Source organism: Micrococcus sp. (genome assembly GCF_030523875.1).
Classification (GTDB): domain Bacteria; phylum Actinomycetota; class Actinomycetes; order Actinomycetales; family Micrococcaceae; genus Micrococcus.
In genome coordinates this window covers 1-19,459 of sequence record NZ_JAUNHR010000037.1, presented here as the reverse complement: position 1 = coordinate 19,459, position 19,459 = coordinate 1, and the positions used below count along the sequence as shown (strand labels likewise).

The following is a 19,459-nucleotide window of genomic DNA, read 5'->3' as shown; positions in this document are numbered from 1 at the left end:
GCGTGGGGCACGTCCGCCAGGTGCGCGGCGGCGCGCTCCACCGCCACCTGGGAGGCCTCGAGGCCCACCACGCGCTCGGCGCGCTCGGCCAGCGCCGCGGTGAGCACGCCGATGGACGCGCCCGCCTCCACCACCGTCCCGTACGTGGGGCGCGGGAGCACGGCGAGGGTGAGGGCGCGCTTGCGGGCCTCGTAGGGGCTGGTCAGGTAGTGCCAGGGGTCCTCGTGGGCGCGGTAGAGCCGGTCGAACACGGCGGAGGCGCGGGAGGCGTCGCCGTCGTCCGCGGCGGTGCGCCGGAACGTCTCGAAGCCTCGGCTGAAGTGGGCGACCATGCGCTCGGGCAGGATCGCCTCGTCCCCGGGGGCGTCCGAGAGTGGGCGGGTCTGGGAGGCGTGGGCGTCCAGGGCGGCGCGGCGGGCCTCGGCGTCGCCGGGGGCCAGGTCCAGGCGCCGGTAGCGGCGCGGGCGCAGCTCCTCGGGGACGCCCCAGTGCCAGAACCACAGGGGGAACGCGTACAGCTCGAGGTCGTGCTCGGCGGCCAGCGCCGCGGCCGCCGCGCCCACCGCGTCGTGGTCGCCGTGCCCGTCGTCCGGGTCGTGGCTGACCAGCACGACGGCGCCCGCCGCCTCCGCCTCGGCGCCGCCGGTCGCGGAGCCGCCCGTGGCGGCCGTGCGCGCAGCCAGGACGCGTTCGAGCGCGGACCGGACCTCCTCGGGGCGGGCGGCGAGGCCGCCGTCGGGCAGGCCGAGGGACTCCCAGGTCAGGGTGCCGGCGTCGGGTCCCAGCCCGGCCGCGAGCGCGGCCACGGCGTGGTCCATCTCGGCCCGGCGCAGGCGCACCAGGTCGGCGGGGGTGTGGGTGGGCGAGTCGGGGTGGGAGGCCTCCCCGGCGGTGGCCAGGGCCACGTGCACGTCCGCCCCGCCGCGCAGGGCGGCGCGGATCAGGCCGGTGACGCCGAGGGTCTCGTCGTCCGGGTGGGCGACCGCCACGAGGAGCGTGTCCCCGGGGGCCCAGCTCCGCGGAGAGAGGGCGGGCAGGTCGGCGACGCCGGCGGCCTCCCAGGCCGCCTCGTCCGTGCCGGCGTCCCGGTGGTCGAAGCTCACCACGGCTGCACCCCCGCACGCTCGGCGGGGTCCAGGGCCAGCAGGCCCTCGGCGAGCCGGGCGTCGTCCCGGTGGCCGTGGTGCTGGCGCAGGTAGACCTGCAGGTCGGCGACGGCGCGCGCGTGCCCGGCGTCCCCGGTCAGCGGGCCGGGGCCGGTGGCCTGCCCGACGACGTCGAGCACCTCGGTGCACAGCTGCGCCACCGTGCCGCGGATCCGGTCCGCCTCCACCTGGCCGTGGGCGCCGTCCAGGCGGCCGGCGTCCACGTCCTCGGCGGCGCGGCCGAGCAGGGACGCCATGGCGTGCAGGAGCCGGTCCACGCGGCCCAGCGCCGCCAGGCCGATCTGGTCCGGGCCGGGCCCGGAGCCGTCCGCCGCGACGGCCGCGCGGCGCTCCACCACGGTGCGCAGGGTGCGGGCCGCGTGCACGGCGCCGCCGAGCCACACCGCGGCCACGCCGATCCCGCCCCACGCGAAGCCGGGCCGGCGCAGGTACCACTCGGGCTCGCCGACGGAGCGGCCGGGGACGGCGTCGAAGCGCAGCCCCACGGTGGTGATCGCGGCCAGGCCCAGGGCCGGCCACGCGGTGTCCTGGGGCGTGACGCCCGGGTGGGCCAGGTCCACGAGCAGGGCGTGGCGCAGCCCGTCCTCGGCGCGGCCGGTGACCACCGCGGCCGTGCAGCGGTCCGCCAGCGAGCACCAGGGCTTGGTCCCGTCCAGCAGCCACGCGGGGCCGTCGGGGTCCGCCTGGGGGGCGGGGCGCACGGCGGGGGTGACGCCGCCGGACTCGGAGGCGTAGACGCCCAGCAGGCCCGCCGGCGCGGGCACGCCGGCCTGGGACAGGATCGACAGGGCGTCCAGGTGCGGCTCGAGGACGCGCGCGGCGGACAGGGAGACCGCCGCGGTGGAGGCGAGCAGCTCCCACTGGCGGCGGGTGCGGCCCTCGCCGGTGAGGGGCAGGTCCAGGGCGGGGCCGTCGTCGTCCCGTCCGGGGGCGCCGCGCGAGAGGAGCTCCACCATGGGCTCCACGCCGGCGCCGCCGTCCGCGGCGGCGGCGAGGACGGCGGCCTCGGCGGCGTCGGGCTCGGGGGAGGACGGGGCGGCTCCGGGGAGCAGCACGAGCGGGGTCGCGGGCATGGGCACCTTCTCTGACCGGCGGGGGGACGCGCCCCTGCCGGGCGCGACGGTGGTCCACGCTAGTCAGCACCGGGATCGGCGGGAAGGCACCGGCGACGGCCGGGTCCGGGGGGGCGGGGCGGACGATGAGGGCAGGCGTGCTTTCTTGACAAGTTCAAGACAACTGCGCTGGGGTGGGGACATGAGCCTCGTCGACGCCGATCCCACCGCCGACCGCGCGCTGCTGCGCGCCGCCGGCCTGCGGGTCACCCGCCCCCGGGCGGCCGTGCTCTCCGCGCTGCGCTCGCACCCCCACGCGGACGCCGGCTCCGTGCTGGCGGCCGTGCGCGTCGACCTGCCGCAGGTGTCCCACCAGGCCGTGTACGACTGCCTGCACGTGCTGACCGACGCCGGACTGGTGCGCTCGCTGCAGCCGGCGGGCTCCGCCGCCCGCTACGAGATCGCCGCCCACGACAACCACCACCACCTCGTGTGCCGCGGCTGCGGCGCCCTCGTGGACGTGCCGTGCCAGACCGGCGAGGCCCCCTGCCTGCACGCCCCCGAGGACCACGGCTTCCAGATCGACGAGGCCGAGGTCTACTACTGGGGCCTGTGCCCCGCGTGCCGCGAGGGAGCGGACGGGGCGGCTGCGCCGTCGTCGTCCGCCGCGGCCCCCTGAACGTCCTCCGTCCACCCGCGACCCCACCTTCCATCTCCGAAAGGATCACGCCATGAGCGCTGAAGAGAAGAACCTCCCGCACGGCGAGGAGAGCACCACCGTCGGCGAGATGAACGACACGGTGGCCGTCGGCCAGCCCACGGAGCCCCGCGCGGACGCCGACGGCGGCGCCGCCCCCACCGACGCGGCGGCCAAGAACCCGCAGACCGCCGCCGAGGCGGAGGGGGGCACGTGCCCCGTCGCGCACGGGGCCCCGCTGGCCCACCCCACCTCGGGCGACGCCAACCAGCAGTGGTGGCCGAACCGCCTGAACCTGAAGATCCTCGCGAAGGACCAGCCGGTCCAGAATCCGCACGACCCGGACTTCGACTACCCGGCCGCCTTCGAGAAGCTGGACCTGGAGGCCGTCAAGAAGGACATCGCCGAGGTCCTCACCACCTCCAAGGACTGGTGGCCGGCCGACTTCGGCAACTACGGCCCGTTCATGATCCGCATGGCCTGGCACTCCGCCGGCACCTACCGCGTGGGCGACGGCCGCGGCGGCGCCGGCGAGGGCCAGCAGCGCTTCGCCCCCCTGAACTCCTGGCCGGACAACGCCTCCCTGGACAAGGCCCGCCGCCTGATCTGGCCGGTCAAGAAGAAGTACGGCCAGTCCCTGTCCTGGGCCGACCTGATCGTCCTCACCGGCAACGTGGCCCACGAGATCATGGGCATGCCCACCTTCGGCTTCTCCGGCGGCCGCATCGACGCCTACGAGCCCGCCGACGACGTCTACTGGGGCCCGGAGACCGAGTGGACCAACGGCGGCGCCGAGCGCTACAAGGGCGACCGCGAGCTGGACAACCCGCTGGCCGCCGTCGAGATGGGCCTGATCTACGTCAACCCGGAGGGCCCCGAGGGCGAGCCGGACCCGCTGAAGTCCGCCAAGGACATCCACGAGACGTTCTCCCGCATGGGCATGGACGCGGAGGAGACCGTCGCGCTGATCGGCGGCGGCCACACCTTCGGCAAGACCCACGGCGCCGGCCCCGTGGAGGGCAACATCGGCGCCGAGCCCGAGGCCGCGGACATCGAGCAGATGGGCCTGGGCTGGAAGAACGCCTACGGCGAGGGCAAGGGCCGCGACACCATCACGTCCGGCCTCGAGGTCACCTGGACCTACCACCCCACCCGCTGGGACAACGAGTTCTTCCACATCCTCTACGCGTACGAGTGGGAGCTCATGGAGTCCCCGGCCGGCGCGAAGCAGTGGCGCCCCGTCAACGGCGGCGGCTCCGACATGGTCCCCGAGTCCGACTTCCAGGGCCGCCGCGAGCCCCGCATGCTGACCTCGGACCTCGCCCTGCGCTTCGATCCCGTGTTCGGCGAGATCTCCAAGCGGTTCAAGGACGACTTCGCCGCGTTCCAGGACGCCTACGCCCGCGCGTGGTTCAAGCTGACCCACCGCGACATGGGCCCGATCGCCCGCCACTACGGCCCCGAGGTGCCCACCGAAGAGCTCATCTGGATGGACCCGGTCCCGGCCCCGGCCTCCGTGCCCGGCGACGCCGAGGTCCAGGCCGTCAAGGACGCGGTCGCCTCCTCCGGCCTGTCCGTGACCGAGCTGGTGAAGACCGCGTGGGCCGCGGCCTCCTCCTTCCGCTCCTCGGACAAGCGCGGCGGCGCCAACGGCGGCCGCATCCGCCTCGAGCCGCAGCGCTCGTGGGAGGTCAACGAGCCCGCCGTGACCGGCCCGGTCATCGAGGCCCTGGAGAGGATCGCCGCCGAGACCGGCGTGTCCTTCGCGGACACCCTCGTGATCGCCGGCAACTGGGCGATCGAGAAGGCCGCCGCCGACGGCGGCGTGCAGGTCCAGGTGCCCTTCACCCCGGGTCGCGGCGACGCCACCCAGGAGCAGACGGACGTCGAGTCCTTCGGCCACCTGGAGCCCAAGATCGACGGCTTCCGCAACTGGGACCCGCGGGAGGACAAGCGCTTCCCGTCCGAGTTCGCGCTCGTGGACCGCGCCAACCTGATCGGCCTCTCCGCCCCGGAGATGACGGTGCTCGTGGCCGGCCTGCGCGTGCTGGGCGCCGTGCCCGAGGGCTCGAAGGACGGCGTGTGGACCGAGAACGTGGGCGTCCTGTCCCAGGACTTCCTCACCGCGGTCACGGACATCGACACGCAGTGGGAGAAGGTGGCCGAGGGCCGGTACCGCGGTGTGACCGCCGAGGGCACGGAGCTCTTCGGCACCCGTGACGACCTCGTGTTCGGCTCCAACTCGGAGCTGCGCACCCTCTCCGAGGTGTACGCCGCGGACGACGCCAAGGAGAAGTTCGTCAAGGACTTCGTGGCGGCCTGGGCCAAGGTCATGGACGCCGACCGCTTCGACGCGCGCCGCGCCGCGAAGGAGGCCGCGGCCCAGGGCTGACGTCCTGGACCGCTGACACCCTGACCCCACGACGACGGGCGCTCACCCTGGGAGGGTGGGCGCCCGGCGTCGTTCCGGAGAGCGCGGCGCCGACTGGTGAGGACACACCCTCATGGCCGCCTCCGAGGGGGGTCGTGAGGGTGTGTCCTCACCAGTTCTGCGTGGGGCCGGGCCGCCACCACGACGACGACGCCGACGCGGCGTCCCGTCCGGCCGCCCGCGGCCCGGGAACCGGCAGTCCTTCCCGGGATCATGCGGAGGTGGAAGAGTGGCGGACATGAGCGAGACCACGCACACCCCCGCCGCCCAGCGACCCGGCACCCGCGCCCTGCCCGAGGACCTGATCGACGTCGAGGCCCTGCTCACGGCCTACCGCGAGGGCCACCCGGACCCCACCGACCCGGCCCAGAAGGTCGTGTTCGGCACGTCCGGCCACCGCGGCTCCGCGCTGAAGACCTCGTTCAACGACGACCACATCGCCGCGATCACGCAGGCCGTGGTGGAGTACCGCGCGGGCAAGGGCATCACCGGCGCCGTCCTGGTGGGCAAGGACACCCACGCGCTCTCCGGCCCGGCCCAGGACACGGCCGTGCAGGTGCTGCTCGGCAACGACGTCGAGGTGAGGGTCGACGCCCGCGGCGGCTACACCCCCACCCCCGCGGTCTCCCATGCGATCCTGCACCTGAACGCCGGACGCGAGCTGGCGCCGTCGGGCTTCGCGGTGGACGGGGACAACGCCGGCCTCGTGGACGGCCTCGTGATCACCCCCTCGCACAACCCGCCGGCGGACGGCGGCTTCAAGTACAACCCGCCCCACGGCGGCCCCGCGGACACGGAGGCCACCGGGTGGATCGCCGCGCGCGCCAACGAGCTGCTCGCCGCGGGCCTGGAGGGCGTGCGCCGCGTGGCCGCGGACGAGGTGGACGGCCACCCGAAGCTGGGGACGTTCGACTTCCTGGACCGCTACGTGACGGACCTGCCGCGCGTCGTGGACCTGGACGCGATCCGGGACGCCGGCGTGCGGATCGGTGCCGACCCCATGGGTGGGGCGTCCGTGGCGTACTGGGGCGAGATCGGGCGGCGGCACGGGCTGGACCTGACCGTGGTGAACCCCGAGGTGGACCCGCGGTTCGGGTTCATGACGCTGGACTGGGACGGCAGGATCCGCATGGACTGCTCCTCCCCGAACGCCATGGCCTCGCTGATCGAGCGCATGACCCCGAACGCGGACGGGCACGCCCCGTTCGACGTCGCCACGGGCAACGACGCCGACGCGGACCGGCACGGGATCGTCACCCCGGACGGCGGGCTGATGAACCCCAACCACTTCCTGGCCGTGGCGATCGACTACCTCTACCGGCACCGGGAGCAGTGGCCCGCCGACGCCGGCGTGGGCAAGACCCTGGTGTCCTCCTCGATGATCGACCGGGTGGCCGCCGACCTCGGCCGCGAGCTCGTGGAGGTCCCCGTGGGCTTCAAGTGGTTCGTGCCGGGGTTGCTCTCCGGCTCGGGCGTGTTCGGCGGCGAGGAGTCCGCGGGCGCGTCCTTCGTGCAGTTCGACGGCACCGCCTGGTCCACGGACAAGGACGGGCTGCTGCTGTGCCTGCTGGCCGCGGAGATCCAGGCGGTGACGGGCCAGTCGCCGTCGCAGTACTACCGCGACCTCGTGGCGATGCACGGCGACCCCGCCTACGCGCGGATCGACGCCCCCGCCACGGCCGAGCAGAAGGCCGCGCTCAAGGCCCTCTCCACCGACGACGTCACCGCCACCGAGCTGGCCGGCGAGACCATCCTGGCCGCGCTGACCAACGCCCCGGGCAACGACGCCCCGATCGGCGGCCTCAAGGTGGTCACGCAGAACGCGTGGTTCGCGGCGCGGCCCTCCGGCACGGAGGACGTGTACAAGATCTACGCCGAGTCCTTCCTGGGCGCCGACCACCTGAAGCAGGTGCAGGCCGAGGCGCAGCAGATCGTGGACGCGGTCATCTCCTGACCCCCAGACGCTTTCGCTGACGCGACACGCGCCGCCGGCCCGCTTTCGCTGACGCAACACGGGCGTCCCCGGGCGTGTCGCGGCAGCGGAGGCGGCAGTAGCGTGGGCGGCATGAGCCCGTCCCCGCGCACCGCCGCGTCCGCCCCCGCCTATCCCTTCCCCGGCACGGAGGAGGTGGAGGCCGCCGTCGCCCGGATCCGCGCCGAGGCCGACGCCCGCACCGCCCATCCCCGTGAGGTCCGCGAGGCGCGGCTGCGCGCCGTGCGGCGGATGCTGTCCGAGCACCAGGACCGCTTCGCGGCCGCCCTGGCCCAGGACCTCGGCAAGTCCCGCACCGAGGCGCTGCTCACGGAGGTCGGCTCGGTGGTCTCCGAGATCGACCACGCCCTCGCCCACCTGGACGCGTGGATGAAGCCCCGCAAGGCGCCCGTTCCGCTCGCGTTCCAGCCGGCCTCCGCCCGCGTGGTGCCCGTGCCCCTGGGCGCCGTGCTGGTGATCGGCGCGTGGAACTACCCCGTGCAGCTCACCCTGGCCCCCGTGGTCGGGGCGATCGCCGCGGGCAACACGGTCGTGCTCAGCCCCTCGGAGAAGGCCCCGGCCACGGCGGCGGCCCTCCAGGAGCTGCTGCCGGCCGCGCTGGACGGGCAGGGGATCGCCGTCGTCGAGGGCGGGGCCGACTGCGTGCAGGCGCTGATCGCGCACCCGTGGGACCACATCCTCTACACCGGCGGCGAGCGCGTGGGGCGGATCGTGTACGAGGCCGCCGCCAAGACCCTCACCCCGGTCACGCTCGAGCTGGGCGGCAAGTCGCCCGCCGTCGTCACCGAGGTGAAGGACCCCGTGGGGATGGCCCGGCGCATCGCGTTCGGCAAGTTCACCAACGCGGGCCAGACGTGCGTGGCGCCGGACTACGTGCTCGCGGTGGGCCCGGAGGCGCACGCCCAGGTGGTGCGTCACCTGCCCGAGGCGATCGCCGAGTTCTACGGCGCGGACCCGGCGCAGTCCCCGGACTACGGGCGCCTGGTCTCCGAGGACCACGCCCGGCGCCTCGTGGGGATGCTCGAGGAGGACGTGGCCGCGGGCGCGCACGTGGTGATCGGCGGCGAGTCGGACGTGCCCGGCCGGTATATCGCGCCGACGCTCGTTGACGGGGTGGGGCTGGACGGCGCCCTCATGCGCGAGGAGCTGTTCGGGCCGATCCTGCCGGTGGTCCGCGTGGAGTCCCTGCAGGAGGCGATCGACGTGATCGCCGCGCGCCCGCACCCCCTGGCCTCCTATCTGTTCACGGATGACGACGACGACCGGGCCGCCTTCTCCGCGCAGGTCCAGGCCGGCGTCGTGAGCCACGACGTGACCCTGCTGCACGCCGGCATGCCCGGCCTGCGGTTCGGCGGGGTGGGCCACTCGGGGATCGGCGCGTACCACGGCGAGGCCGGGTTCGAGACGTTCTCCCACCTGCGCCCCGAGCTCACCAAGGGCACCGGGGCGGACACCCTGCGCGCGGTGTACCCGCCGCACGGGCCGGTGAAGCGGACGCTGCTGCCGAAGCTCATGTGAGCCCCGGGACGCTTTCGTTCGGGAAACAGCACCGCCCCGCACATTTTCGTGCGGGAAACGGCGCCTCACGGCGCCCAGCAAACACCCAGCAGCCTGCCACGCCGTCGCCCTGTTGCGGGGCGGCCGCCCCCCCTACGCTCCCACCACGGGGCCACTGTGGGCCCCTCGATGAGAGGGGCGACCATGCCCACCACCGCCACCCACCTGACCCTCGCGGCCGCCGCGGGCCTCCTCGCGCTGACGGCCTGCTCGGCCGGAGGGGCGGCCGGACCCACGACGATGTCCGCTTCCGGCGGGTCGACGTCGGCCGCCGCCTCCGCGTCCGACCTCGCCGGCGCGCCGCTCGGGACGCAGGAGCTCGCCGTCCGCGGCATCACCCACGGCGGCGCGGCGGTCGAGGTCCCCGACGGGACGACCATCGCCGTGAGCCCGGACGCGGCCGCCTTCCAGGCCGCCGTCTCGGGCATCTGCGGCCAGCCACGCTGGGGCGTCTCGGTGACGCGACCGGACCTCTGGTCCGCGACCGGCGACGTCCCCCAGCCCGCCGAGGGCTGCCCCTCCGACGCGCCGGGCCAGGACGCCCGGGCCGGGCTGGACCGGCTCTTCACCGGCGAGGTCCACGCCCGCACGGACAACGGCACGCTCACCCTGACCCGCGACGGCGTCGCGCTGGTGCTGGCACCTGCCGCCTGATCGAAAGGATCTGAAGGAGGGGGCGTCAGCGAAAGCGCCCCCGGCACCCGTGGTGCGTCAGCGAAAGCTAATCCGGTGCGCGTGTTGCGTCAGCGAAAACGCAGGAGGCTCAGTGCTGCGGCCAGATGCCGCGCCGCGTGAAGACCTCGGCCAGGACGTCGGCGCGGTCGGTCATGATGCCGTCCGCGCCCATGTCCAGCAGGCGCTCCATCTCGGCGGCGTCGTCCACCACCCACACGTGCACGGGCAGCCCGGCCGCGTGGCAGCGCCGCACGAACCCGGGCGTCACCACCGGGATCCTGCCGTGCCGCACGGGCACCTGCACGCAGTCCACGGCGAGCGCGTGGCGACGCAGCCAGCCGGTGAGCCCCAGTGGGCCCAGCAGCACGAGCGCGGCGACCGCCGCAATCGCGCCGGACGTCGCCACGCGGCGGGCCCCGGACGTCCGGTCCCCGTGCCCGAGGTCCGTGAGCGCGCGCCGGAAGGCACGCCGCCGGCCGTCGTGGAAGGAGGCCACGAGCACGCGGTCCCACGCGTCGTGCTCGGCGAGCAGCGCCGCCATGGCGGGCGCCGCGGCGTCGTCCTTGAGGTCCGCGTTGAACCGCGCCTCGGGCAGCGCGACGAGCAGCTCGGCAAGCGGCAGCAGGGACTCTCCCGCCCCGTCCGCGACGACGCCGGCCCCCTCCGCCACCACGCGCACCTCCCCGAGCTCCTCCCAGGTCAGCGCGGAGAGCGGGCCGGTGCCGGTGGTGACGCGGTCGAGGGCGTCGTCGTGGAAGACCACGAGCACGCCGTCCGCGGTGGTGTGCACGTCCAGCTCCAGGTACGTGAAGCCGGCGTCCCACGCGGCCTGGAACGCCGCGAGCGTGTTCTCCCGGCCGGTGTCCGCGCCCCGGTGGGCGAACCCCAGCGGCCAGCCGCGGCGGGCGGGCAGGGAGTCGGCGAGGTGGGCGGGGGCGGACGCGCGGGGCGCGGTCCAGGCGGCCTCGGACGGCGCGCGGTGCGCGGGTGACGGAGGCCGGCGGCGGATCACGGTGCCAGGATAGCCGTGTGCACCACGACCGAGAGGGGCTCGCATGAAGCCGATCCACGACGACGACCAGGGCGGGACCACGCCTTGACGCCCCGCCGCGCCGACCTGCCCACGGGCCCGGCCACGGGCGCCCCGGCACCGGCCGTCGCCCCGGCGACGCCTGCCGCGCCCCCGGCCCCCGCCCGCCCCGCGTCCTCCCCACCCACTACCCTCGAGCCCATGAGCGTGCGCCAGACCTACCTCCTCGTGGACGGCGAGAACATCGACGCCACCCTCGGCATGTCCGTCCTCAACCGCCGGCCCCATCCGGAGGAGCGCCCCCGCTGGCAGCGCGTGCTGGCCCACGTGGAGCGCGCGTGGGGGCAGCCGGTGCGCCCGCTGTTCTTCCTGGCGGTGGAGGGGGAGATCCCCTTCGGCTTCGTCCAGGCGCTGACCACCATGGGCTACCAGCCGATCCTCCTCAAGGGCTCCGGCAAGGTCGTGGACATCGGCATCCAGCGCACGGCCGAGGCCCTGCTGAACCGGGAGGCGGACGTGGTCCTGGCCTCGCACGACGTCGACTTCGCCCCGCACATGCAGGCCCTCGCCGCCGAGGGCTCGCGGGTGGCGGTGATGGGCTTCGAGGAGTTCATGTCCGCCGAGCTGCGGGCCGTGAACGGCATGGAGGTGTGGGACCTCGAGCACGAGGTCGGCGCCTTCGACGCCCCGCTGCCGCGTCTGCGCGTCATCCCGATCGACGAGTTCGACCCCTTCGACTTCCTCTGAGCCACCCGTGGCCGCCGTCCTCCGCCGTCTGTCCGGTCTCCACGCCGCGCACCGCCTGGTGTGGGTGGACGTGGCGCGCGGCCTGGCGCTCGTCTCGATGTTCGTGGCCCACGCCGCCCCGTCCGGCGGTCCCGGCGGCATCCTGCACCTCACCGAGTTCCTCACCGCGGCCCTGTTCGCCGCCCTCGTGGGCGTGGGCGCCGCCCTGGAGCGACGCCGGCACGGGGCCGGCCGGGCCCTGGCCCTGGCCCTGATCCGCGCCGTGGCGCTTCTGGCCGCCGCCTGGCTGACGGCCCTGTCCGGCGCGCAGGTGGCGGACATCCTCACCCACCTGGCGATCGTCATGGTCGTCCTCCCGCTGCTCGTGGCCCTGCCCCGCTCCCTCCGCACCGGCCTCGCCGTGGTCTGCCTGATGCTGGGCGTGTGGCTCACCGCGGTGGGCACCGCCCCGGTGGCGGCCCGCCTGAGCGAGGCCCTCGCCCCGCTGCAGTCCCTCACGGCGCCCGTGCGCGCGCAGCTGGGCAACGTGGGGGCCGCCCTGGCTGTCACGGAGGCCGAGTCCCTCCGGTGGACGGCCGAGTTCCTCACCGCCGGCCCCTACCGCCTGCCCCCGCTGCTGGCCTGGGCGCTGCTGGGCTCGGTGCTCGTCGCCTCGGTGCACCGCTTCGAGGGCGTCGCCCGCGGCCGGGCCGCCGCCTGGGCCGGGGCCGGCCTCGGGCTCGCCGCCGTCGCCCTCGCGTTCTCCCGGTGGCGCACCGGCGAGTTCCCGCTGCCGTACACCGCCTCCCTCGCGGACGTCGCCCTGGCCACCGGCCTGGTGCTGGCCGCGCTGGGGGCGTGCGCCGCCGTCGTGCCCTCCCACCTGCCGTGGCTGACGGGGATCCTCGCGGTTCCCGGGTCCATGACGCTGACCGTCTACGTGGCGCACCAGGCGTACCTCGGCTGGGCCGTGGGCGCATGGACCGTCCTGGGCGGGGCGCTGCAGCCCGGCGCCGGGCCGTGGCTCTCCCCCGCCGGCACGGACGACACCTGGTTCAACGTGGTCGCGCTGTGCGTCGGCGGGCTGCTCCTGCCGCTGCTGTGGCGCACCGTGGTCCGGCGCGAGCCCTGGCGCCGCGGCCCGCTCGAGGGCCCGATCGCCCTCGCCACGCGTCGCCTGGCCCGCTGACGGCCCGCCCCCCGCCCCGCCCCTGACCCGGACCGTCGACCACGACGACGCCGCGGCGGTCGTACACTCGAACGTCGCCCGCGCCCGGCCCCGCCGACGCGCCGCGGCCCCCGCGCATCCCAGGAAAGGTCCCCATGGACACCGGACACCCGTCCCCCACGCCCGCCGCCGGCAGCACGGCGACGGTCCCTCGGCCGCCGGCCCCGGAGGAGAAGCTGAAGCGCAGCCTCGGCGCACGCCACATGGTCATGATCGCCATGGGCGGCGCCATCGGCACCGGCCTGCTCGTGGCCTCGGGCAACAGCATCGCCACCGCCGGCCCGGGCGGCGCCCTGCTGGCCTACACCGTGATCGGCTTCATGGTGTACCTGCTGATGCAGTCGCTCGGCGAGATGTCCACGTACATGCCGGTCTCCGGCGCCTTCGAGGAGTACGGCACCCGGTTCGTCAGCCCCTCCTTCGGCTTCGCCGTGGGCTGGAACTACTGGTTCAACTGGGCCATCACGGTGGCGGCCGAGCTCGTGGCCGCGGGCCTGGTGATGCGCTACTGGCTGCCGGACGTGCCCTCCTGGATCTGGTCCGCGCTGTTCCTGGCGATCCTCTTCGCCGTGAACGCCCTCTCCACGCGCGCCTTCGGCGAGAGCGAGTTCTGGTTCTCCCTGGTCAAGGTGCTCACCGTGGTGGTCTTCCTGGTGCTCGGCGTCCTGATGATCCTGGGCATCCTGGGCGGCCCCTCGCCCGGCTTCGAGAACTGGACCGCCGGGGAGGCGCCGTTCGTCAACGGGTTCACCGGCATGCTGGCGATCTTCATGGTGGCCGGCTTCTCCTTCCAGGGCACCGAGATGATCGGCGTCGCCGCCGGCGAGGCCGACGACCCGGAGCGGACCGTGCCGAAGGCCATCCGCACGGTGTTCTTCCGCATCCTGCTGTTCTACGTGGGGGCGATCGCCGTCATCGGCTTCCTCATCCCCCACACCAGCCCGAACCTGCTGGGCAGCGAGATCGGCGACGTCGCGATCTCCCCCTTCACCCTGGTGTTCGAGAACGCGGGCGTGCTGGCGGCCGCCACCGTGATGAACGCCGTGATCCTCACGGCGATCCTCTCCGCCGGCAACTCCGGCCTCTACGTGTCCACACGCATGCTGTACTCGCTGGCCGAGTCCGGCAAGGCGCCGCGCGTCTTCACCCGGGTCAACCGGCGTGGCGTGCCCATGCCCGCCCTGCTGGCCACCACCGCGATCGGCGGGCTGTGCTTCCTCACCGCCCTGCTCGGCGACGGCACCGCGTACGTGTGGCTGGTGTCCGCCTCCGGCCTGGCCGGGTTCATCACCTGGATGGGCATCGCGTGGAGCCACTACCGCTTCCGCCGCGCCTACGTCACCCAGGGCGGCGACCCGGACGCCCTGCCCTTCAAGGCGCGCTGGTTCCCGCTCGGCCCGATCGTGGCGCTCGTGATGTGCGCCGTGGTGATCGTGGGCCAGAACTACGAGGCCTTCATGAGCGGCGGCCTCGACTTCCTCACCGTGGCCTCCGCCTACATCGGCCTGCCGCTGTTCCTCGCCCTGTGGCTGGGCCACAAGCTGGTCACGAAGGCCCCGGGCGTCCGCTACGAGGACGCCGATCTCACCCGCACGCGGCGCTGACGCTGCAGCACTGAGCGGGCGGGCCAGGGCCCGCGCGGGGCGGGGGCGGGCCCCTCGGCCCTCAGCGCGGCGGCAGCGCCAGGAGGGCCTCGATGGCGGCGGCGACCCCGTCGTCGTCGCAGGCCCCGACGACGCCGTCCGCCACCTCCCGCAGGGAGGGGTGCGCGCTGGCCACGGCCAGGCCGAGGCCCGCCCAGGCGAGCATCTCGGCGTCGTTGGGCATGTCCCCGAACGCCACCACGTCCTCGGCGGCGATCCCGTGCCGGGCGGCGTACTCGGCGAGCGTGGCGGCCTTGTGCACGCCGGGAGCGGACATCTCCACGAGCGGCACGCCGGGCGCGGAGTGGGTGGCGGTCACGATCCCCTCGCCGACCTCCCGGACCGCAGCCAGGAACGCGTCCGGGTCCATCCGCCCGGACTTGGCCATCAGCTTCACCACGGTGGCCTCCGCGGGGAGCGCCTCCTCCACGGTGGCGGCGCGGGCCTGGCCGAACTCGTCCGCGGCGAACGCGTCCTCCCAGAAGAACCCCTCGAGGGCCTCGGCGCCGAACGTGGCGGTCGGGTCCAGAGCCCGCACGCGGGCCACCACGCGGTCCATCGCGGCGGTCTCGAGCGCGTGGGCGAGCAGCACCCGGTCCGCGGCCACGTCCACCACCACGGCCCCGTTGGAGCAGATCACCGGGCCCACCTCCCCCAGCTGGTCCTGGAGCGGGCCGAGCCAGCGCAGGGGCCGGCCCGTCACGAACACGACGACGACACCCGCCTCGTGCGCGTCCCGCAGCGCGGCGATGGTCCGCGGGGACAGCCGGCCGCTGCGCGTGTGCCGGTAGCCGATCACGGTGCCGTCCAGGTCCGTGGCGATCAGCCGAGGACGGCGCGCGGAGACGGGCAGGACGGACATGCGCCTCAGTGTAGGCGGCACCCCCACCGGCCCTGCCCGGGTCGACGGTTCCCCCGTTGTGGTCACGCCCCGCCGTCGCGGGGGCCGGCGCCACGGCGGGTCGTGACCACGACGTGCTGGCCAGGCATGATGGACACGTGACCCGCACCACCGCCTCCCCCCAGACCGTGACCGTGACGGGTGCCGCCGGCAACATCGGCTACGCCCTGCTCTTCCGCATCGCCTCCGGCCAGATGCTGGGCGCCGACACCCCCGTGCGCCTGCGCCTGCTGGAGATCCCCTCCGCCGTGCGCGCCGCCGAGGGCGTGGCCATGGAGCTCGCGGACAGCGCGTTCCCGCTGCTGGACTCGGTGGACGTCACGGACGACCCGGCCACCGCCTTCGAGGGCACCACGCACGCCCTGCTCGTGGGCGCCCGACCCCGCACGGCCGGCATGGAGCGCGCGGACCTGCTGCAGGCCAACGGCGGCATCTTCGGCCCCCAGGGCCGCGCCATCAACGACTATGCGGACGAGGCGGTGCGCGTCGTCGTCGTGGGCAACCCGGCCAACACCAACGCGCTGATCGCCTCCGCGCACGCCCCGGACGTGCCCGCCGAGCGCTTCACCGCGCTGACCCGCCTGGACCACAACCGCGCCGTGTCCCAGCTGGCCGCCCGCGCCGGCGTCGGCGTCACGGACGTGGACGGGATCACCATCTGGGGCAACCACTCCGCCACCCAGTTCCCGGACCTCACCCACGCACGAGTGCGGGTGACCGGCGACGACGGCGGCGCCCCCGCCTGGCGACCCGCCCTGGACGTGGTGGACCACGGCTGGGCCGCGGACGAGTTCATCCCCCGCGTGGCCAAGCGCGGCGCGGAGATCATCGAGGTCCGCGGGTCCAGCTCGCAGGGCTCGGCGGCGTCGGCGGCGATCGACCACATGCGCGACTGGTCGCTGGGCACTGGCGTGGACGCCGAGGGGGCCCCGCGGCGGACGTCTGCGGCGGTGGTCTCGGACGGGTCCTACGGCGTGCCGGAGGGCCTGATCAGCTCGTTCCCGGTGACCTCCGACGGCTCCGGCGCATGGACGATCGTGCCGGGGCTGGACCCGGACGAGTCGCTGCTGCCGGGCGAGGGCGGACGACTCGCCGCCACGATCGCCGAGCTCGAGGCCGAGCGGGACGCCGTGCGAGAGCTCGGCCTGCTCTGAGCGGAGCGGAGCCCCGCCGCCGACGTCAGTCCGCCAGCTCGTCCCGCGTGGGCGGGTCGGCGCCGGGGCGGGAGGCCGTGATGGCCGAGGCGCGGGAGGCGTAGATCAGCACGGACTGGATGTCGTGCAGGTCCATCGCGTGGAGGCGCTCCCGGTTCTCGGCGCCCAGCAGGGTGCGGTCGTCCAGGGCGGCCAGGAGGGCGGCGGTGAAGGAGTCGCCGGCGCCCACAGTGTCCGCGACGTCCACGGGGACGATGGGGCGCTCCACCTCATGGTCCGCGGTCACAGCCACGATGTCCTCGGCGCCGCGGGTCATGACCACGAGCGCCGGGCCGGCCTCCCGCCAGGCCTGCAGCGAGTCCATGAGCGGGCGGTCCGGGTAGAGCCACGCGATGTCCTCGTCCGAGGCGTGCACCACGTCGGAGAGGCGCACGACCTCCTCGGCGCGGGCCCGGGCGAACTCCCGGTCCGGCACGATTGAGGGGCGCACGTTGGGGTCGTAGCTGATGGTGGCGTGCGGCTGCGCGGCGGCCAAGGCGCCCATCACGGAGGCGTCCCCGGGGGCGAGCATCGTGGCGATCGAGCCGGCGTGCACGTGCACCAGCCGGCCCTCGTGGGCCTCGTCCAGGCGGCGGGCCAGGTCCTCGGCGGGGGGCAGGGTCCAGTCCAGCTCGAACTCGTAGCTGGCGGCGCCGGTGGGGTCGAGGCGGGCGGTGGCCACGGAGCTGGGGGAGGCGTCCGGCTCGAGGAGGCTGCGCACGCCGTTGCCGCGCAGGTGGGCGGCGATCATCTCGCCGTACTCGTCCCGGCCGACGCGGCCGGCGAACACCACGGGGCGCTCGAGCCGGCTCAGGCCGACGGCCACGTTCAGGGGGCTTCCGCCCGGGTGCGCCCTCGGCGTGGCGGTGTCAGAGAGCACCACGTCCACCAGGGCCTCGCCGATCACTCCGAAGTACTCGTCCACGGCTCAAACGGTACCCTACGAGGCGGCCCCGACCCGGGGCCGGGACGCTGCGCGGAGCCCCCTCCGCGGCGCGCCCCGCCCCAGCCCCCACGCGCCCGGGAAGGCGGACATGTCCCACTCCTCCCCCACCCCTGCCGAGCCCTCCGGACGGCCGGCCCCGCACGACGACGACGCCCCCTCCACCGGCCGCGGCGCCGGCCCCTGGCGCCTGCACGGGGACGGCCGCACCATCACGGCGGGCACCGTCGTCGCCCCCGACGAGCGGCTGAGCTGGCCGCGCACCGTGGGCATCGGCGTGCAGCACGTGATGGCGATGTTCGGCGCCACGGTGCTGGTCCCGGCCATCACCGGCATGCCCGCCACGACGGCTCTGCTGTTCTCCGGCCTGGGCACCCTGCTGTTCCTGGTGGTCACGGGCAACCGCCTGCCGAGCTACCTGGGCAGCTCCTTCGCCTTCATCGCCCCGCTGACCGCGGCCTCGGCCGCCGGCGGGGTCGGCGCGGCGCTGGGCGGCGTGCTGGTGACCGGTGTGCTGCTCATGGTGATCGGCGCGGTCGTGCACCGGGCCGGGACCGGCTGGATCCACGCCCTCATGCCGCCGGCCGTGATGGGCACGATCGTGGCGCTGATCGGCCTGAACCTGGCCGGGGCCACCACCCAGGCCATGGAGGAGGTGCCGGTGACCACGTTCGGCACCGCCCTGGCCGTCGTGCTGACCGCCGTGCTGTTCAAGGGCCTGCTGGGGCGCCTGTCCATCCTGGTGGGCATCGTCGTCGGCTACCTGCTGGCGCTCGCCCAGGGCCAGGTCTCCTTCGACGCCGTGCGGGAGGCCGGCTGGCTCGGCCTGCCCCCGTTCCACGCGCCGACCGTGGACGTGACGCTGCTGCCGCTGTTCCTGCCCGTGGTGCTCGTGCTCGTGGCGGAGAACATCGGCCACGTGCGCACCGTGGGGCTGATGACCAAGCGGGACCTCGATCCGCTCACCGGCCGGGCGCTGCTGGCCGACGGTCTGGCGACCTCCCTCTCCGGCCTCGGCGGCGGCGTCGGCACCACCACGTACGCGGAGAACATCGGCGTGATGGCCTCCTCGAAGGTGTACTCCACCGCGGCGTACTGGGTGGCCGGCCTCACCGCGATCGCCCTGGCGTTCCTGCCCAAGTTCGGGGCCGCCGTCGCCACCATCCCCGACGGCGTGGCCGGGGGCGCGGGCATCATCCTCTACGGGATGATCGGCGTGATGGGCGTGCGCATCTGGGTGCAGAACCGCGTGGACTTCTCCAACACCATCAACCTCATGACGGCGGGCGCGGGCCTGATCGTGGCGATCGCGAACCCGGAGATCGTGGTGGGCGGCCTGGTCTTCGGCGGCATCACCCTGGGCACGCTGACCGCGGTGCTCGTCTACCACCTCATGACGCTCGTGGCGCGGGCGCGGGGCACCGAGCCCGTGGACGAGGACGCCGACGACCCGGAGCACTACCGCGCCGCCGAGCCCGGCCGACTCGGCTGACCCCCGCAGCGTTTTCGCTGACGCAAGACGCGCAGCCGACCCGTTTTCGCTGACGCAAGACGCGCGGCGATGACGTCGTCGCTGGCAGCCGGGGCCGGGACGTCAGCGACGACGACGCCACGGCCCGTGGTGCGTCAGCGAAAGCGGTGGGGGTCACCGGGAGCTGCCGGAGCGCCGCCCGCGGGTGACGCCCACGAACGCCTGCACGAGGTCCGAGTCGGACTCCTTGAGCCAGGCCAGGCCCACGTCCCAGCCGGGGTGGCGGACGACGTCGGCCGCGTCCTTGCCGGTCACAGCGCCGTCGTCAGGATCGTTACCATCGACACCGCTGACGCCGCCGCCGCCGGCGACCTCCAGCTCCGCGGCCGTGGCCGCGGCCTCGCGGTCCGCGCGGGACAGGCCGACCACCTCGTCGAGCTCGCACGCCACGGGCAGGACGACCACGTCCTTGCGGCCGAACACGCGCGCCACGGACATGGGCAGCACCACGTGCCCCACGCCGCTGGCCACGATCTCCAGGGCCATGCGCTCGCCCGCGCCGGGGACCGCGGGGGCGTCGAGGGGGTTGGGGACGGGGGCGTCTGCCGCGCCGTCGTCGCTGTCCCCGTCAGCGAAAGCGTCCTCCGGCACGCGTGTCCCGTCAGCGAAAGCGCTCGCGTCCGCGCGTGTTGCGTCAGCGAAAGCGTCGGGGGTGGGGGCGAAGCGGGCCGGGTCCATGTGCTCGGCCGGGTC

The 19,459-nt window shown here is 74.8% G+C and carries 15 protein-coding genes and 1 pseudogene; 10 read left to right on the top strand and 6 right to left on the bottom strand.

What is annotated here, in order from left to right:
• Both Q4D18_RS06565 and Q4D18_RS06560 read right to left on the bottom strand, forming a co-directional pair.
• The coding region (locus Q4D18_RS06565; RefSeq protein ID WP_303126702.1) for a PIG-L family deacetylase at window positions 1-1,103 on the bottom strand (1,103 nt) is incomplete at its 3' end.
• On the bottom strand, window positions 1,100-2,239 hold the full coding sequence (locus Q4D18_RS06560) for an acyl-CoA hydrolase (protein WP_303126701.1): 1,140 nt from the start codon (window positions 2,237-2,239) through the stop codon (window positions 1,100-1,102). The genes Q4D18_RS06560 and Q4D18_RS06565, both read right to left, overlap by 4 nt.
• 181 nt (window positions 2,240-2,420) lie before the next feature.
• On the opposite strand from Q4D18_RS06560, the gene Q4D18_RS06555 reads away from it, so the two are divergent.
• From Q4D18_RS06555 to Q4D18_RS06535, 5 genes are all read left to right on the top strand, one after another.
• On the top strand, window positions 2,421-2,897 hold the full coding sequence (locus Q4D18_RS06555; RefSeq protein WP_303126700.1) for a Fur family transcriptional regulator: 477 nt from the start codon (window positions 2,421-2,423) through the stop codon (window positions 2,895-2,897).
• A gap of 52 nt (window positions 2,898-2,949) precedes the next feature.
• The gene (gene katG, locus Q4D18_RS06550; RefSeq protein WP_303126699.1) at window positions 2,950-5,307 is read left to right on the top strand and encodes a catalase/peroxidase HPI; all 2,358 of its coding nucleotides are present in this window, start codon (window positions 2,950-2,952) and stop codon (window positions 5,305-5,307) included.
• Between the two features lie 277 nt (window positions 5,308-5,584).
• Window positions 5,585-7,300, top strand: a complete 1,716-nt coding sequence (gene pgm / locus Q4D18_RS06545) for a phosphoglucomutase (alpha-D-glucose-1,6-bisphosphate-dependent) (protein ID WP_303126698.1) — start codon at window positions 5,585-5,587, stop codon at window positions 7,298-7,300.
• A gap of 111 nt (window positions 7,301-7,411) precedes the next feature.
• Entirely contained in the window at window positions 7,412-8,857 is a 1,446-nt protein-coding gene (locus Q4D18_RS06540; RefSeq protein ID WP_303126697.1) for an aldehyde dehydrogenase family protein, read from the top strand.
• A gap of 183 nt (window positions 8,858-9,040) precedes the next feature.
• Window positions 9,041-9,550, top strand: a complete 510-nt coding sequence (locus tag Q4D18_RS06535; protein ID WP_303126696.1) for a hypothetical protein — start codon at window positions 9,041-9,043, stop codon at window positions 9,548-9,550.
• Window positions 9,551-9,659: 109 nt separating this feature from the next.
• Here the strand turns inward: Q4D18_RS06535 and Q4D18_RS06530 are convergent, their stop codons facing one another.
• The gene (locus Q4D18_RS06530) at window positions 9,660-10,484 is read right to left on the bottom strand and encodes a glycerophosphodiester phosphodiesterase (RefSeq protein ID WP_303126707.1); all 825 of its coding nucleotides are present in this window, start codon (window positions 10,482-10,484) and stop codon (window positions 9,660-9,662) included.
• A gap of 318 nt (window positions 10,485-10,802) precedes the next feature.
• Between Q4D18_RS06530 and Q4D18_RS06525 the strand changes: the two genes are divergently transcribed.
• The 3 genes from Q4D18_RS06525 to Q4D18_RS06515 all read left to right on the top strand — a co-directional run bounded on the left by Q4D18_RS06525 (window position 10,803) and on the right by Q4D18_RS06515 (window position 14,159).
• A complete protein-coding gene (locus Q4D18_RS06525) occupies window positions 10,803-11,348 on the top strand; it encodes an NYN domain-containing protein (RefSeq protein ID WP_303126695.1) in 546 nt (181 codons plus the stop codon).
• A gap of 7 nt (window positions 11,349-11,355) precedes the next feature.
• Complete coding sequence (locus Q4D18_RS06520) at window positions 11,356-12,516, top strand: hypothetical protein (RefSeq protein WP_303126694.1); 1,161 nt, start codon at window positions 11,356-11,358, stop codon at window positions 12,514-12,516.
• 242 nt (window positions 12,517-12,758) lie between these two features.
• Window positions 12,759-14,159 (top strand): amino acid permease, encoded by a 1,401-nt coding sequence (locus Q4D18_RS06515; protein WP_303126706.1) that lies wholly within the window; start codon window positions 12,759-12,761, stop codon window positions 14,157-14,159.
• Window positions 14,160-14,220: 61 nt separating this feature from the next.
• Here Q4D18_RS06515 and Q4D18_RS06510 read toward each other — a convergent pair whose 3' ends face one another.
• Entirely contained in the window at window positions 14,221-15,060 is an 840-nt protein-coding gene (locus Q4D18_RS06510; RefSeq protein ID WP_303126693.1) for an HAD family hydrolase, read from the bottom strand.
• 137 nt (window positions 15,061-15,197) lie between these two features.
• Here Q4D18_RS06510 and Q4D18_RS06505 point away from each other — a divergent pair, with 137 nt between their 5' ends.
• On the top strand, window positions 15,198-16,253 hold the full coding sequence (locus tag Q4D18_RS06505; protein WP_303126692.1) for a malate dehydrogenase: 1,056 nt from the start codon (window positions 15,198-15,200) through the stop codon (window positions 16,251-16,253).
• Between the two features lie 25 nt (window positions 16,254-16,278).
• Here the strand turns inward: Q4D18_RS06505 and Q4D18_RS06500 are convergent, their stop codons facing one another.
• The gene (locus tag Q4D18_RS06500; protein ID WP_303126705.1) at window positions 16,279-17,199 is read right to left on the bottom strand and encodes a carbohydrate kinase; all 921 of its coding nucleotides are present in this window, start codon (window positions 17,197-17,199) and stop codon (window positions 16,279-16,281) included.
• 127 nt (window positions 17,200-17,326) lie between these two features.
• Here Q4D18_RS06500 and Q4D18_RS06495 point away from each other — a divergent pair, with 127 nt between their 5' ends.
• Window positions 17,327-18,727 carry a uracil-xanthine permease family protein gene (locus tag Q4D18_RS06495; RefSeq protein ID WP_303126691.1) on the top strand — a complete coding sequence of 467 codons (1,401 nt, stop codon included), beginning with the start codon at window positions 17,327-17,329 and terminating at the stop codon, window positions 18,725-18,727.
• A 153-nt stretch (window positions 18,728-18,880) separates the two neighbouring features.
• On the opposite strand, the pseudogene Q4D18_RS06490 reads toward Q4D18_RS06495, so the two are convergent.
• Window positions 18,881-19,459 (bottom strand): annotated as a pseudogene (locus Q4D18_RS06490) (hypothetical protein); the annotation flags it as partial.